The organism is Halocynthiibacter styelae, from assembly GCF_016123485.1.
Lineage (GTDB): Bacteria > Pseudomonadota > Alphaproteobacteria > Rhodobacterales > Rhodobacteraceae > Halocynthiibacter > Halocynthiibacter styelae.
Window position 1 is genome coordinate 26,582 of the sequence record NZ_JADCKQ010000012.1, and the last position, 15,059, is coordinate 41,640.

A 15,059-nucleotide genomic window follows, 5' to 3' on the forward strand; every position below is an offset into this window, starting at 1 on the left:
GGGTATTGAAAATAAAAAGTTTTCCAGTTTTCCAGTTTTCCGGTTTTCCGGTTTTCCGGTTTTCCGGTTTTCCGGTTTTCCGGTGAAACTATGTTCCAGGTCGTTCACGTCAACAAAAAAGCCCCCCGGAAATCCGGAGGGCTTTTCTTCAAGTTTATCTGTGAGTTACAGACCCAGAGCGGCTTTCACCTGCTCAACCACAGCACCAATCATATCAGGGTTCTGCGCAGCTTGATCCACAGCCAGGTTCAGACCGGTTTTCACCGTGTCACCCAGAGCAGAACCGTCGATCATTTCTTTGATTGCGCCGGCGTCGAAACCTTCAACGCTCAGTGGGTTCGCACCAGTAACAGCTTCGGTTACAGCTTCAACCGCACCAGTTGCGGTATCCGTCGCTGCTTCAGCAGCCTCACCAGCAGTTTCTGTCGCCGTATCAACAACATCGCCAGCAGTTTCGGTCACAGCTTCAGCAGCCTCACCAGCTGTTTCTGTCGCTGTATCAACAACATCGCCAGCGGTCTCGGTCACAGCATCAGCAGTTGCTTCAGCAGCATCAGATGCGGCCTCAACAGCTTCGCCAGCTGTTTCTGTCACAGCTTCACCCACGTCAGAAGCCGCTTCTCCAACAGCCTCGACAGCCTCACCAGTTGCTTCGGCTGCACCTTCAGCAGCTTCAGTCACCGCCTCAGCAGCTTCACCAGCGGTCTCTGCAACAGCATCCACTGCCTCGCCCGCAGTTTCGGTCACAGCTTCAGCAGCTTCACCAACAGTTTCAGTCACCGCACCAGCGGCTTCCGTTGTGCTTTCTACAGCACCTTCAACCACGTCTTCAACGGACTGACCGGAATACCAGACGTATCCACCAACAGCAGCGGCAGCGATTACAACAGCGGTAATAATATTTTTGTTCATGTGTCTCTTCCTCGTTAAAGACCTGCACTATACAGCGCTTTCCTGTCAGATTTGGTCATTAAGGGAAAGCAGATTAAGGGGAAAGAGTAGGAATTCGGCTCATTTTCGCACTTATCATTCTGCGTTTCCTGCTTGAAACACGCGCAGTCCACGTATAGTTTCCCTGCACGAAGGACAAACAATTAAAGGATCAATCCAATAGCCCGCAGACCTCATAACGCCCCGCCTCAGCGTGAAACCGGCCCCCGCGTAAACGAACGCATCCGGGCCCCGGAGATCCGACTGATTGGCGCCGAAGGCGAAAATGTTGGTGTTGTCACACCTTCCCGCGCCATGGACATGGCGGCAGATGCCGGACTTGACCTTGTAGAGATTTCCCCGAACGCAAATCCTCCGGTCTGTAAGATCATGGATTTCGGCAAGTTCAAATACGAACAGCAGAAGCGCGAATCGGAAGCCCGTAAAAAGCAGAAGACCATCGAGATCAAAGAGGTCAAATTCCGCCCGAATACGGACACCAATGACTATGAAGTCAAAATGCGCAATGTTTTCAAGTTTCTTGAAAATGGCGATAAGGTGAAAATCTCTCTGCGTTTCCGCGGACGTGAGATGGCCCACCAGGAATTGGGGCGCAAGCTTTTGGAACGCGTTGCTGAGGATACCAAAGAATCCGGCAAGGTTGAAAACTTCCCGAAAATGGAAGGCCGGCAGATGATCATGCTGATCGGACCGCTTCCCGCCAATAAAAAATAAGAACAGTCACGCCGGGCTCGTCCCGGCGTTTTCTTTTGCGGTTCCTTTCTTCCATCAGGGAAATGTAAAGGATTGCCCATTACGGTTCTCTCTCAGGAGGTGCCAATGGAAACAGATCAGCCCAAAAACCTGCTGGAATATGAAAGCCAGGCCTTTATGGGCATTGGCCCCGCGCGGATCGGTGCACTGACGCTATATGCGCTGTTCAGTGGGCATGACCCGGATCGCGACGATCACGCATCAGCACGTGTGCAATCAGATCTGGCCCGTAGTCGCCTGAAAAACGCTGAAAAACAACTGACCGGATTTACAGACGGGCTTTCAAAACTTGATTACCAGCCTTCAGAACCTCTGGAAGGTTTTCGTACGGCCGCAGTTTCTGTCCTGTCGTCGTTTCGTCAGCTGGTGCCAGAGGTGCCACAAGACGGAAGCATTGCCAGAGTTCCATCCGCCCAACAGGATCAGATGCGCAGCCTTTGCCTGAATGAAATTGAGCCGGCAGTCACAGGCTTTCTGGGCCTGATGTCGGAGGAATTGAAGGCCGAACATCACCTGCGCCAGCGTGCAAGGCGTGCAAGCGCTATTAAATCAGTGGACGCAGCCCATGCTGCAGGGCGCAATATCAACATGATTGCCCTGAATGCCACGATCGAAGCATCCCGCGCCGGGGAATTTGGAACCGGTTTCAAGTTAATCGCTGATGAAATCCGGACGCAGGCAGAACATACCCGCAGTTTCCTGAGTGATATCGCAGTACAACTTGATACGATCTGAAATCGGATTACGCTGCATCGCCTCTATGTGTTCTGTGGAAAACGACGGCCCAGAGGTTCAGTCCATATTACAGCGACAGGCCTTTCACCCCCGACGCAAGACCTGCACAAGTTCTGCCATCACAGAAACGGCAATCTCTGCCGGGCTTTTGGCCCCAATATTCAGGCCAACCGGGCCATGGATACGATTGATATTCCCTTCAGAAAACCCTTGCTCCTGCAGGCGCGCAACACGTTTGGCATGGGTCCGGGTCGATCCGAGACAGCCAATGTAAAACACATCTGTTTGCAGGGCGGCTATTATCGCGGGGTCGTCCAGTTTGGCATCATGTGTCAGGGTCACAAGCGCCGTACGGGCGTCTGGTTTCAACGCCGCCAACGCTTCATCTGGCCAATCCTCGATGATATCTTCCCCAGGGAAACGCGCCTCTGATCCGAAAACAGGGCGTGGATCAATCAGGGTAACATCAAAACCGGTGGCTCGCGCCATAGGAAGCAGATGCTGTGCAATATGAACCGCACCAGTCACGATCAGACGCAGGGGCGGTTTATGCAGCGCAAGGAAATGATCCCCCCGCGTAGTGGATTGCCCATCTTGCCAGCAGGGCGCGGTCATCACGGGTGCTGCGGTTGTCACAAGATGCTGGCCGGTTGTCAGGTTCACTTCAGAGCCCACCATCTGTCGCGTGGCCCGTGCTCTCGCAAGATCACGCAGTTTCGCAATCGTCAGGCCATCCCCCGAAGCCAACACAGGTTCCACCAGCACCCGGATCTGGCCGCCACAGGCCAGGCCAACCTCAAAGGCATTCTCATCCGACACCCCAAATATCAGAACCCGATGTTTACCGTCCTCTATCGCTTCCTGCGCTTCCAGGATCACCGCCCCTTCGACACAGCCACCAGAGACAGAACCGGTCATGACCCCATCACCTGAAATCGCCAGCTGACTGCCCACGGGCCTTGGTGCAGACCCCCATGTTTCCACGACTGTCGCAAGCGCAGCCCCCTGCCCGGCCTCATAGAAACCCAGGGCATCTTCGGGGATCTGATCTGTCTCAGCTTTCATCATCGCGCTCCTTGTCGTGCACAGTATGAAAGCGATTTAGCCAAAAGAAAACCCGCGCGAATAGCTTCGCACGGGTTCACCTAATCTGACGCCAGATTATACAGTAGCGGCGGCAGGTTGTTTCTGTGTGATACGTTCAGGCAGGATGAAAGCGACCACGATAAAGGCCAGGCCCAGCGCGATGCCCAGCAGATCCCCGGGAAGCGCGGTCAGCCCTTCGTATTTGGCATCCGGTACAGTGCCAAGTGTCACTTTTCCACCCGCAATTTTGTCAAGCAGACCACTGTGTGTCACCGCAGGGTAAGTCGCCATATAGGCTGCAGCCCCGAGAAGACCTCCGGCGATAAAGACCAGCGCGTCTTTGCGGCCTGCGGCAGCACCAACCAGGGATGTGCCTGGACAATAACCAGAAAGCGCCCAGCCAAACCCCAGCAGCAGCCCGCCGGCAAACACACCGATATAAGCGGCTTTCACGGACATATGGGCGACATCCACAAGGCCCAGCATCTGGCCGCCAAACATCAGAACAGAACCGGTGCCAATCGCCAGAAGGATCGCCTTCATCAGATGCAGATTTGACAGGTTCAGCATTTTCCCGATCAGGGTCGGGTTGGCGGCGCCCACACGGTCCAGAACTGCACCAAAGGCACCACCGATGATCAAAGCAAGGAGTATGGAAGACATCTTATGCCTCCTTTCTGAAAAGGATCAGCGCGGTCGGCACGGCCGCCGCAAATGCGCCCAGCGCAAAGATATAGCCAGACAGGGAAGTCTGCATCATGCCGCTCATCATATGGCCGGATGTACAGCCCCCCGCCAGACGGGCCCCGTACAGCACGACAAAGCCTGCAACAAAGACCGCGGCATTGCGTTTCATCTGACTGTCACCGAAATTCGCCCGCCAGATCGCGGGCATCTGACGTTCCTGCGCGCCAATACCGCCGCGCATAAAAGCAGAGATCGCACCACCGACAACCATCGCAACCACAAAGACAAAACTATAGTTCAGCGGATTGGCAACGTTCTTTGCATATTTCCCACCGGATTTCGCCAGATAGGCGTTGGTGGATGTATAGCTCCCGTCATCGGCCTGGGTCACAACAGAACCATCGACCGCATTCCAGAGGATCCCGTCGAGGATTACAAATTGCGTTGAAACGCCAATGGGTTTCACCAAAAGCACCGCGAGGAAAAACACCAGCCCCAGCGCCAGTCCTCCGGTTTTCCAGTTCAGGGTCATTTCCTGACCTCCTTCATTTCTCCTGATCCGGACAACAAGCCCGGGTTTCCACCAGAGAAATGAAGAATGCTGCACCATTCTTCAGTGACATTGTCACCCGAATCCGGAAAGTTTACAGAAAACCATCAGCGCCTGGCCCGCGCCAGAAAACAGTTATTCCGGGAAGAGCGGATATCAACAAAGGCCACATCCGCACGTTTGAACAACTGATCAATGTAACCGGTAAGATCATCGGTCGGGGTGATCTGCCCCGTGCCATAGATAATACGTTCATCCGCACTATAGGCTTTCACCAGATAATTCCCGGTGCTTTGCAAGACCGGAGGAATCCCCTGCGCACCCCATGGGGTACAGCTCTTTTCACAAAAGAACACCGGGCCGCATTCAGCATAGGGATTCAGCCTTTCAAACGGACGCATCCCCACCACCAGCATCATTTCTCCTGCGGGAATATGTTTCAGGCAGGATCGACAGGGGTTCCCTCCGCCATCAGATATCTGTTTCTCAGCGATCTGATCATTGTCATCCCGCCCGCTGTTCCGCAGCTCTGTCGTCCGTTTTTGGTTAAAAGGTTCGATTAAAAAACGCATCTGTGGCTCCCTCATGTTCATCCGATCAACTAACCTCCCCAGATGGAAACACACGACCCGGAACCTGCGTATTGTCTGATCTGGCGATAAAACAGAGGCAGAGTTTACGATGCCTTCATTTCTCTCTGGCATGAATAAGATAACTTGCCGGAAGAGAGGACCGAATGAACATCGCGGCGACAATGGACAACTGGCGTATTTCGGATGAAGACGCTGAAACCTGGCTTTCAGAGATCGAGGCAACGGCCCAGGACACGGGGGCGTTTTTCCGGATCAGCGCGGACCATGCCGCGATTTTTCACGAAGGATATGGGGCGGCGGCAACCAGCCTGCTGATCACCTTCGAAAGCATGGACCAGGCCTGTCATCGTCCCCATCGGTTGCCAATCGGGCTTGACCTCTGCACCGCAGATGATCCATCGCGCCTGGTTATTGTCGCTAAAGGCAGAACCTGGTTCCGGGACGCAGCACTGACGACGTTTTTCACCAGTTTGCATGATGATCAGTTCTTCAGTGATTTTGAACGCCATGTGTTTTACGGCGCAGCAATGGGGGGATATGGTGCGGCCTGCTATAGCAGATATGCTCCGGATTCCGTCGTGATTACCACGGAACCGGTTGCAACCCTGGCCCCATTGAAAGCCCCATGGGAAAAACGATTTCCCGATCAGCGCAGACGTGATTTCAACACCACAGATTCATATGCGCCGGAATGCGCCGCCACTGCTGCCAGCTGCATCATCCTGCATCGTGACAGCCGGGCCGAAGACGTGATGCACGCCAGCCTGTTTAACTCTGCCTGCCAGCATCGCCTGCCTTTGCGCTTTCTGCGCCAGAGTGCTGAAGAACATCTTGAGGGCAGCGGGGCGCTTGAACATATCATATCAGCCGCACTAATGGTCTGCCCCGGTGATGAAGACCTTATCCTTTTAAAACGGCGCATAGAACTGGAAAGCCTGCGGGCACTGCGGTTGCGCCGTACTTACGAACCTTATCTGCGCTACCTCTTTGCGCGCCTGAACCGCGATGACCGAGCCGGACTTTTACGCAGGCTTTACCGGCATGGCGAATCCGTCGATTCTGTCAAAGAGTTCTTTCAGCGAAAACGACAGAAATCAGAACATCGCGAATAGGTGGGAAAGCCAGCCTACAAAAAAGGCCCCGCAAATTGCGGGGCCTGCCGTCGTGGTTGTCTCTGCCTGTCGGGCAAATCAGATGTAGTAACGGCCTACGAATACAGCGCGTGCAATATCTTCGCGCTTGATGCCGATATCTGCCAGTTCCTGGTCAGACTTGTTTTCAAGCTGACGCACTGTGCGCATACGGGATGCACCTTCGGTCATTGCCATGAAGAATGTGCCAACAGCACGCAGGGCGTGAGCAGCGAAAGATGTGGTTGGGCGGGCGGAAGCGATTGCATATGCCATATTGAATTTCCTTGTGATGTCCGGTTCGACTTGCGTTGAATGACATATGGGGCAAGGCCAGGCATTTGAGTACCACCGCATTCTGCAAAGCCGCTGTGCACCCCATGCATGACAGGTTAATCCCCTGTTAGCGCGCGCAGAGGCTGGCAAGAGCGGCCACAATTGTGTATCCCGCCCTTATGACCGACTCTCTGATAATCCGCCGCCCCGACGACTGGCACCTGCATCTGCGCGACGGCGCAATGCTGAAAGCTGTTCTTCCTGAAACCGCCCGTGATTTTGGCCGTGCCATCATCATGCCCAACCTGGTTCCGCCGGTTGTGAAGGCCGCACAGGCAACAGAATATCGCGATCGCATTCTGGCCGCGATGCCGGATGGCGCGGATTTTAAACCGCTGATGACACTGTACCTGACTGAGGACAGTGATCCGGCGGATATGCATGCGGCTTTTGAAAGCGGGTTGATTTCCGCTGTAAAGCTATACCCCGCCGGCGCGACCACCAATTCTTCCTCTGGTGTGTCCAACTTCGACAAGATCCGTCCTGTCCTTGAAATGATGGCAGAGACTGGCCTGCCTATGTGTGTGCATGGCGAAGTCACCGACGCCGAAGTTGATATCTTTGACCGCGAGGCCGTGTTCATTGATCGCGTGCTTGATCCGATCCGCAAAGCCACCCCGGGCCTGCGCGTGATCATGGAACATATCACCACAAAAGATGGCGTGGATTATGTCGGCAGCCAGGATGACATGGGCGCGACCATCACGACGCACCATCTGATCATCAACCGCAACCACATCCTCGTCGGCGGGATCAAACCGCATTACTATTGCCTGCCTGTGGCGAAACGCGAAGAACACCGCCTGGCCCTGCGTGCGGCTGCAACCTCTGGCAATGCGAAATACTTCCTGGGCACCGACAGCGCCCCGCATCTGGATGACGCAAAAGAAAGCGCCTGTGGCTGTGCCGGATGCTTTACGGCAACCAACACTATGCCCCTGCTGGCCCATGTGTTTGAAGAAGAAGGCGCGCTGGATCAGCTGGAGAAATTCGCATCCCTCAACGGCCCTGCCTTTTACCGCATGGCCCCGAACGACGCGACACTGACCCTGACAAAGGGCGATGTGAACACGTTCCCCGCCCATATCGAAACCCCTGACGGCCCGGTCACCGTGTTTGACCCCGGCTTCCCTGTACACTGGCACACGAGCGCATCATGATCCCGACAAGCTATCCTGACAAATCCACCATCGCGGAAATGACTGCAAAGATGCTTCTGGATATCGAAGCCGTGCATTTTAACGCGCGTGATCCCTTCACTCTGGCATCTGGTCTGCCCAGCCCGACCTATATCGACTGCCGCAAGCTGATCTCTTACCCGCGCATTCGTACAACTCTGATGGATTTCCTGACCTGCACCGTGATGCGCGACGCGGGCCTTGAAAGCTACGACAACATCGCCGGTGGCGAAACAGCGGGCATTCCCTTTGCGGCGTTGGTTGCGGAACGTATGGCTCTGCCGATGACTTACGTGCGCAAAAAGCCAAAAGGCTATGGCCGCAATGCGCGCATCGAAGGTGCGATGTCTGAAGGTCAGCGGGTGCTTCTGGTGGAAGACCTGACAACGGATGGCGGATCCAAACTGTCCTTTGTCGATGCGATCCGCGACACCGGCGCGACCTGCGACCGGACTGCTGTAATTTTCTACTACGGCATCTTCCCTGAAACAGAGAAGACCCTGTCCGACCACGGCGTCGGCCTGAGTTACCTTTGCACCTGGTGGGATGTTCTGAAGGTCGCCCGCGACGAAAAACGCTTTGACGAAGAAACCCTCACCGAGGTCGAAAGCTTCCTCAATGATCCGCGTGCTTGGCAGGATGCCCGCAAGGGATAAGCGATCCTTCAGGCGGAAAGGTTAAGAAAAACTTTTCCGCCTGGATAATCCCCACACGACAATCCCCAGGTAAATCCGTGCAATGCACGGCCAGATGTGGTAGTGATTTCACTTATCCACAGGTTTATACAATTTGCCTGAGACTTCGCGGGTGTGCCACAAAGGCCACCGGAGAGATAACGATGAACGAATTTGCACGCATTGGCACCCCGGAACCATCCCCGGAGGCCGAAACACAAACCGTCATGCCCCATAATATTGAGGCAGAACAGCAATTGCTGGGCGCGATTCTGACCAACAATGATGTCTATGACCGTGTGGCTTCGATCCTTCAGCCCGCGCATTTCTTTGACCCGGTGCATGGCCGGATCTACGAAGTGGCTGAGGCGCGGATTCGTAAAAACGCGATTGCATCGCCAGTCACGCTGAAGGCTTTTCTTGAAAAAGACGAAGGTCTGGCTGAACTTGGCGGTCCGGCGTATCTTGTGAACCTCGCCGGTGCGTCGATCTCTGCTTTTGCGGCCCGTGACTATGCCCAGCTGATCTATGATCTGGCCATCCGTCGCCAGCTGATCCGGATTGGCCGCGATATTTCTGACAAAGCGCAAAGCGTTGATGTGGATTCGGAACCCGCCGAACAGATCGTCGAAGCCGAACAGACACTTTATTCCCTGTCTGAACAAGGCCAGTCCGACAGTGGGTTTCAGTCTTTCCTGTCTGCTGTCACCGAAGCCGTGAATTCCGCCAATGCCGCCTATCAGCGCGGCGGCGGGCTTGCGGGGGTCTCAACCGGTCTGATTGATCTGGATAAAAAGATGGGTGGCCTGCACCCATCCGACCTTATTATTCTTGCCGGTCGTCCTTCCATGGGGAAGACATCGCTTGCGACCAACATCGCCTTTAACGTCGCCAAAGCCTTTAAAAAAGGCAAACAATCAGATGGATCCATCGGTGCTGTAGAAGGCGGCGTTGTTGGTTTTTACAGCCTTGAAATGTCAGCCGAACAGCTGGCGGCCCGTATTCTGTCAGAGGCATCCGAAGTGCCCAGTCAGCAGATCCGCCGTGGTGATATGACTGAGGAAGAATTCCGCCGTTTCGTCGATGCCGCGAAAGATCTGGAAGCCTGCCCGCTGTTCATTGACGACACCCCCGCCCTGCCAATTTCTCAGCTGGCCGCCCGTGCGCGCCGCCTGAAACGGACACATGGGCTTGATCTTCTGGTCATCGACTACCTGCAGCTTTGCCGCGGGACAGCAGAAAACCGGGTGAACGAAATTTCCGAAATCACCATGGGCATGAAAGCGATCGCGAAAGAACTGCACGTGCCGGTAATCGCCCTGTCCCAGCTGTCGCGTCAGGTGGAGAACCGGGAAGACAAACGACCGCAGCTGTCTGACCTTCGTGAATCCGGCTCGATTGAGCAGGATGCCGACGTGGTGCTTTTTGTGTATCGTGGCGAATATTATAAAGAACGTGAAAAACCAAATGATCACGAGCTTGATAAAATCGCGGCCTGGCAGGAAGAAATGGACGAGTTGCATGGCAAAGCCGATGTGATCATCGGCAAGCAACGTCACGGTCCAATTGGTGACGTACAGCTGTCGTTTGAAGGCCAGTTCACCCGCTTTGGCAACCTCGCCAAGCCATGGCAGGCCGACGGCGAAGATCAGGGTTTCTGATTTGCGCAGCCTCTTTTCATATCTCGTGGTGATTGAACGCCACTACGGCCACCGCCGGAAACGCTTTGAAGGATAGCGATGGGGCATTTCGCCCCTGACCTTCCCCTAAATCAAAGCGAAAGATATGAAATGACTGAATTTTCCGAAATTCCGGTGATCGACATCACCGGTCTGACCGACGTGCCATCCGACGATCTGGTGGCGCAATTCCGCAAAGCATATGGCGAAACCGGCTTTGGCTATATCACCGGTCATGGCATCGATCTGGCGCTGATTGATAGTGTATTTGCAGCCTCCGCTGCCTTCCATGCCCTTCCTGCGGACCAAAAACAGGCGCTTGCCCTGGATTCCGGCCATCGCGGCTACATCGCGATCAACACCTCAACAGACGTAAACTCTGCCCATGCAGAGGTGACAAAACCCAATCAATCCGCCAGCCTGATGATGCTGCGCGAAGATACCGCACATGATCCAGATGTGTATCTGTCCGGCCCCAATCAGTGGCCGGATCTGGACGGGTTCCGGGATCTGATGCTGCGCTATAAGACAGAGATGTCTGATCTGGGCCGCCGCCTGATGCGCCTGGCAGTGCTTGCCGCCGGCGCTGATCCGGAACCGGTTCTGCGCGACGGATTCGCCACGCCCACCACGTGGTTACGCCTGCTGCATTACCCACCAACCGATCCGTTGGGCCCCGATGATCTGTTCGGCTCTGCCCCGCATAATGATTTCGGCTGTCTGACCCTTCTGGCGCAGGATGGGATCGGCGGATTGCAGGTGAAAACACCCGCAGGCAATTGGGTCGACGCCCCCAAAATCGACGGCAGTTTTGTGGTCAACGTCGGTGATATGCTGCATCGCATGTCTAACGGTCGACTGCTGTCGACCCCACATCGTGTGATCAACAGATCCGGGCGTGAACGCTATTCTGTGCCCTTCTTCTTTGATCCCCACGTGAGTTACGACATCGCCCCCATGCCCGGAACCGGCACGCCGAACTATGCTCCGATTAATTTCGGGGACTTCCTGCGCGGCGAACTTGAAGCCGGATATGACGCCCATAAGGACGCAAAAAGCGTATAAATTCATCAAAGCGCGGCCCGTTGCATCTGTGACGGGCCTTTCTTCTTGACCGACACGAAATCGTCGGCAAAACAGCGCTATGGGCACAGGAATTCTGACAATTAACCCCGATGCGCTGGCGAAAAACTGGCAGGCGCTGGACGGGATGAGCAACCAGGCGGTGGAAACCACCGCCGTGGTCAAAGCAGATGGTTACGGGCTTGGCGCAGGTCTGATCGCAAAACGGCTGATGCGTGAAGGCGTGCGCATATTTTTCGTTGCTGCGACCGAAGAAGGTGTGGAATTGCGCAAAGCCGCCGGTGACACCCTGGACATCCGCATTTTGTCTGGTCACATGGCCGGTGATACGGAGTTGCTGCGCGACTTCGACCTGACGCCCATGCTGAACTCTGTCGATCAGATCAACCGTCACTTTGACATCCTGTCAGATCACCCTTTCGGCGTACAGCTTGACAGTGGCATGAACCGTCTGGGGCTTGAGCCTGCGGAATGGGACAGTGTGAAGGCAGATGTTCTGGCGAAGAGCCCGGTCTTGCTAATGAGCCACCTTGCCTGTGCCGATGAACCGGAAAACCCGTTAAACGCCCAACAACTGACCTGTTTCCACGAGATGACCGATGGGTTGGATGTGCCCCGTTCTCTCGCGGCGACCGGCGGTATTCTGCTTGGTCCCGACTATCATTTTGATCTGGTGCGCCCGGGTGTTGGCCTGTATGGTGGTGCGCCGTTCACCAATGCTGTACCAGTCATAAATCTTTCACTGCCCATCATTCAGACACGTGACGTGCAGCCCGGTGAATATGTTGGTTACGGCAACGGCTGGCAGGCGCAAACCCCTGCAAAAATTGCGACTCTAGCCGCGGGTTATGCCGATGGCCTGATCCGTGCCATGGGCGGGAAAGAAACGCAGATCTTTGCCGGGGATACCGCCTGCGAGGTGCTTGGTCGTGTGTCTATGGATATGCTGACCGTGGATGTGACGCATCTGGAAACGGTACCTGAAAGCCTCGATCTTATTTGTGAACATCAAAGCATCGATGATCTGGCTGACAAGGCCGGGACCATCGGGTATGAGATCCTGACGAGTCTTGGCGCAAGGTACACGCGCCGCATTCTGGGAGAGTAAGAATGAACCCTGCCGCCCTTCTGGCAGCACTTGGACGTCCCGCGCTGGCGCTTCTCGCCGCGATCGGGCGTCTGACCCTGTTCGTGACTGACACGCTCAGCCATCTGTTCCGCCCGCCGTTTTATCTGCGTGAATTGCGCGATGCGCTGATCTCGGTTGGCTATTTCTCCCTGCCAGTTGTGGGCCTGACTGCCTTTTTCACAGGCGGCGCATTGGCTTTGCAAATTTATTCCGGCGGCGCGCGTTTCAACGCCGAAGCCGTGGTGCCCCAAATCGTCGCCATCGGCATGGTACGTGAACTTGGCCCGGTGCTGGCGGGTCTGATGATCGCCGCCCGTGTGACGTCATCTATCGCCGCTGAAATTGCGACCATGAAGGTGACCGAACAGATCGACGCGCTGGTAACCCTGTCCACCAACCCGATGAAATATCTGACCCTGCCTCGTGTTCTGGCCGCAACCATTGCTGGTCCGATCCTTGTGGGTATTGCGGATATCATCGGCATCTTCGGCGGCTATACTGTGGCCACCGGACGGCTGGGGTTCAACACCGCCGCCTATTTGCAGAACACCGTCGATTTCATCCAGTTCACAGACATCACATCTTCTCTTGTCAAAGGCGCGGTCTTTGGCTTCATCGCCGCGATGATGGGCTGTTATTACGGCATGAATTCCGGCCGTGGCGCACAAGGCGTGGGCCGTGCAACGAAACTTTCTGTGGTGGCCGCAGCGGTGATGATCCTAGCTGCGAACTACATGCTGACGGGGCTGTTCTTTACATCATGATTAAGCTCGACAACGTATATAAATCATTTGGAAGCAACCACGTGCTGCGCGGCGTCGATCTTGAGATCCCGCGCGGGGAAAGCATGGTTGTCATCGGTGGCTCCGGCACCGGTAAATCTGTGACCCTGAAATCTGTTCTGGGTCTTGTGACGCCTGACAGCGGGACAATCACCCTTGATGGTGAAGACGTGACCAAGGCCGAACGGGATGCTTTCCTTGCCCGTTTTGGCATGTTGTTTCAGGGTGGTGCGCTGTTTGACAGCCTTACCATCTGGGAAAACGTCGCCTTCCGCCTTTTGCGTGGTTCACTGAAACGCCCCAAGGCAGAGGCCCGTGAGATCGCGATTGAGAAACTGCGTCGCGTCGGTCTGAAACCTGAGGTCGCGGACCAGTTCCCGTCTGAGCTATCCGGCGGCATGCAGAAACGTGTGGGCCTGGCCCGCGCGATTGCGGCAGAGCCAGAAATCATCTTTTTCGATGAACCCACCACCGGCCTTGATCCGATCATGTCCGGCGTAATCAACGAATTGATCCGCGAGATCGTTGTTGAAATGGGCGCAACCGCCATGACCATCACCCATGACATGACATCCGTGCGCGCCATCGCCGACAAAGTAGCCATGCTGCATGAAGGCGTGATCCAATGGACCGGCCCTGTGTCAGAAATGGACACCTGCGGCGACCCCTATGTGGAACAATTCATCCATGGACGCGCCGAAGGCCCGATTGAGGCAGTGCGTTGACCTCTATGTATTCGACAGATGCTGAGGCATTCCGCCGACATGCAGAAGAATACATCATGGCAGTTGAAGCTTTAGCTGCCAGTACTTTTTCAGGAAACGGGAATGGTGGATTTGTGGGTGCGCCTTTGATGCATAATTTGGGGCTTGCTGCGGAGTTAACATTCAAAACACTCCTGCTACAAAATGGTTTTGGCCTCAAAAGCCTTAGAAAATTTGGCCACGATCTGCTTCTCAACTATAACGCGACAGCGCCATTCCTTGATCAGACAGCTTTCGAAGCTCAGATAGTAAAAGAAGCCCAGAAACATCAACCAGACCAACCAATTTTTGACAGACGTACATCCTTCACAGAAGAACTGAAAACTCTAAATGTTAGCTACTACGAAAATTCAGAGCGTGATGGGCACCGATTTTTGACCCGATACCCAGACCTCACCAAAACACGCCCAATCTGTCACACGGCAATTATTCATCATGGCCTGGTTCTCATTTTAGATAACAAAATTGTTCAAACTCAATGATCCTTAAACTCCTCAACCTCTCCCTGCTGATCCTCTTCCCGCTCGCTTGGTTTGCGCCGATTTTGCGCGCCGGTCTGCTGCCGCTCTTTGGTTTGTCTGAAATCACAGTAATTTCAGGCCTGCAAAGCCTTTGGGAAAGCGATGTGATCCTGGCGCTGGCGGTCACATTCTTCGCCATTTTCGCGCCCTATCTGAAAACCCTGGGCCTGGCGCTGATCCATTTTGGTCTTTTGCGTCGTAAAGTACTGCCTGTGCTGCACATCCTCGGTAAACTCGCCATGGCGGATGTTTTCCTGATCGCGCTTTATATCGTGATCATCAAAGGCATTGGCATCGGCAAGGTTGAAACAGCATGGGGGCTGTATTTCTTTACCGGCTGTATTCTCGCGTCGCTGGTGATATCCGTCCTGACAGAAAAGAAAAAGGCGCCCGCGAAGGGCGCCTCTTAACGACTTATTCACATTAGA

Annotated in this window: 18 protein-coding genes; 12 read left to right on the forward strand and 6 right to left on the reverse strand. The window is 54.8% G+C overall.

All coding sequences use genetic code 11. The features are described from left to right. Window positions 1–165 precede the first annotated feature (165 nt). Window positions 166–912, reverse strand: coding sequence for a translation initiation factor 3 (locus tag H1D41_RS14570; protein WP_228849603.1), 747 nt, complete (start codon window positions 910–912; stop codon window positions 166–168). A 285-nt stretch (window positions 913–1,197) separates the two neighbouring features. Here H1D41_RS14570 and infC point away from each other — a divergent pair, with 285 nt between their 5' ends. After that, complete coding sequence (gene infC, locus H1D41_RS14575; RefSeq protein WP_324250290.1) at window positions 1,198–1,665, forward strand: translation initiation factor IF-3; 468 nt, start codon at window positions 1,198–1,200, stop codon at window positions 1,663–1,665. A gap of 105 nt (window positions 1,666–1,770) precedes the next feature. Beyond that, a complete protein-coding gene (locus H1D41_RS14580) occupies window positions 1,771–2,439 on the forward strand; it encodes a methyl-accepting chemotaxis protein (RefSeq protein ID WP_228849604.1) in 669 nt (222 codons plus the stop codon). An 84-nt stretch (window positions 2,440–2,523) separates the two neighbouring features. Here the strand turns inward: H1D41_RS14580 and H1D41_RS14585 are convergent, their stop codons facing one another. From H1D41_RS14585 to H1D41_RS14600, 4 genes are all read right to left on the reverse strand, one after another. Then, the gene (locus H1D41_RS14585) at window positions 2,524–3,504 is read right to left on the reverse strand and encodes an XdhC family protein (RefSeq protein WP_394355416.1); all 981 of its coding nucleotides are present in this window, start codon (window positions 3,502–3,504) and stop codon (window positions 2,524–2,526) included. A 96-nt stretch (window positions 3,505–3,600) separates the two neighbouring features. Next, window positions 3,601–4,188, reverse strand: a complete 588-nt coding sequence (locus tag H1D41_RS14590; RefSeq protein ID WP_228849606.1) for a YeeE/YedE thiosulfate transporter family protein — start codon at window positions 4,186–4,188, stop codon at window positions 3,601–3,603. A gap of 1 nt (window position 4,189) precedes the next feature. After that, on the reverse strand, window positions 4,190–4,744 hold the full coding sequence (locus tag H1D41_RS14595) for a YeeE/YedE thiosulfate transporter family protein (RefSeq protein ID WP_228849607.1): 555 nt from the start codon (window positions 4,742–4,744) through the stop codon (window positions 4,190–4,192). Window positions 4,745–4,869: 125 nt separating this feature from the next. Then, entirely contained in the window at window positions 4,870–5,334 is a 465-nt protein-coding gene (locus H1D41_RS14600) for a DUF1203 domain-containing protein (RefSeq protein WP_228849608.1), read from the reverse strand. A gap of 164 nt (window positions 5,335–5,498) precedes the next feature. Between H1D41_RS14600 and H1D41_RS14605 the strand changes: the two genes are divergently transcribed. After that, on the forward strand, window positions 5,499–6,467 hold the full coding sequence (locus H1D41_RS14605; protein ID WP_228849609.1) for a hypothetical protein: 969 nt from the start codon (window positions 5,499–5,501) through the stop codon (window positions 6,465–6,467). A gap of 78 nt (window positions 6,468–6,545) precedes the next feature. Here the strand turns inward: H1D41_RS14605 and H1D41_RS14610 are convergent, their stop codons facing one another. Next, window positions 6,546–6,761, reverse strand: coding sequence for a DUF1127 domain-containing protein (locus H1D41_RS14610; RefSeq protein WP_157946775.1), 216 nt, complete (start codon window positions 6,759–6,761; stop codon window positions 6,546–6,548). Window positions 6,762–6,940: 179 nt separating this feature from the next. Between H1D41_RS14610 and pyrC the strand changes: the two genes are divergently transcribed. The 9 genes from pyrC to H1D41_RS14655 all read left to right on the forward strand — a co-directional run bounded on the left by pyrC (window position 6,941) and on the right by H1D41_RS14655 (window position 15,041). Beyond that, window positions 6,941–7,981: a dihydroorotase gene (gene pyrC, locus H1D41_RS14615; RefSeq protein WP_228849610.1), complete on the forward strand. Its 1,041-nt coding sequence runs from the start codon at window positions 6,941–6,943 to the stop codon at window positions 7,979–7,981. Further along, window positions 7,978–8,655 (forward strand): orotate phosphoribosyltransferase, encoded by a 678-nt coding sequence (locus tag H1D41_RS14620; protein WP_228849611.1) that lies wholly within the window; start codon window positions 7,978–7,980, stop codon window positions 8,653–8,655. Before pyrC ends, H1D41_RS14620 begins: the two co-directional genes overlap by 4 nt. A gap of 182 nt (window positions 8,656–8,837) precedes the next feature. Then, window positions 8,838–10,334 carry a replicative DNA helicase gene (locus H1D41_RS14625; RefSeq protein WP_107495268.1) on the forward strand — a complete coding sequence of 499 codons (1,497 nt, stop codon included), beginning with the start codon at window positions 8,838–8,840 and terminating at the stop codon, window positions 10,332–10,334. 129 nt (window positions 10,335–10,463) lie between these two features. After that, window positions 10,464–11,417 carry an isopenicillin N synthase family dioxygenase gene (locus H1D41_RS14630; protein WP_228849612.1) on the forward strand — a complete coding sequence of 318 codons (954 nt, stop codon included), beginning with the start codon at window positions 10,464–10,466 and terminating at the stop codon, window positions 11,415–11,417. Between the two features lie 79 nt (window positions 11,418–11,496). After that, complete coding sequence (alr, locus tag H1D41_RS14635; protein WP_228849613.1) at window positions 11,497–12,543, forward strand: alanine racemase; 1,047 nt, start codon at window positions 11,497–11,499, stop codon at window positions 12,541–12,543. A gap of 2 nt (window positions 12,544–12,545) precedes the next feature. Further along, the gene (locus tag H1D41_RS14640) at window positions 12,546–13,328 is read left to right on the forward strand and encodes an MlaE family ABC transporter permease (RefSeq protein ID WP_107495266.1); all 783 of its coding nucleotides are present in this window, start codon (window positions 12,546–12,548) and stop codon (window positions 13,326–13,328) included. Beyond that, on the forward strand, window positions 13,325–14,071 hold the full coding sequence (locus H1D41_RS14645; RefSeq protein WP_228849614.1) for an ABC transporter ATP-binding protein: 747 nt from the start codon (window positions 13,325–13,327) through the stop codon (window positions 14,069–14,071). The genes H1D41_RS14640 and H1D41_RS14645 overlap by 4 nt, the downstream gene beginning before the upstream one ends. A 56-nt stretch (window positions 14,072–14,127) precedes the next feature. Continuing rightward, on the forward strand, window positions 14,128–14,592 hold the full coding sequence (locus tag H1D41_RS14650; protein ID WP_228849615.1) for a hypothetical protein: 465 nt from the start codon (window positions 14,128–14,130) through the stop codon (window positions 14,590–14,592). Further along, entirely contained in the window at window positions 14,589–15,041 is a 453-nt protein-coding gene (locus H1D41_RS14655; RefSeq protein ID WP_228849616.1) for a paraquat-inducible protein A, read from the forward strand. Before H1D41_RS14650 ends, H1D41_RS14655 begins: the two co-directional genes overlap by 4 nt. The last annotated feature ends 18 nt before the right edge of the window (window positions 15,042–15,059 follow it).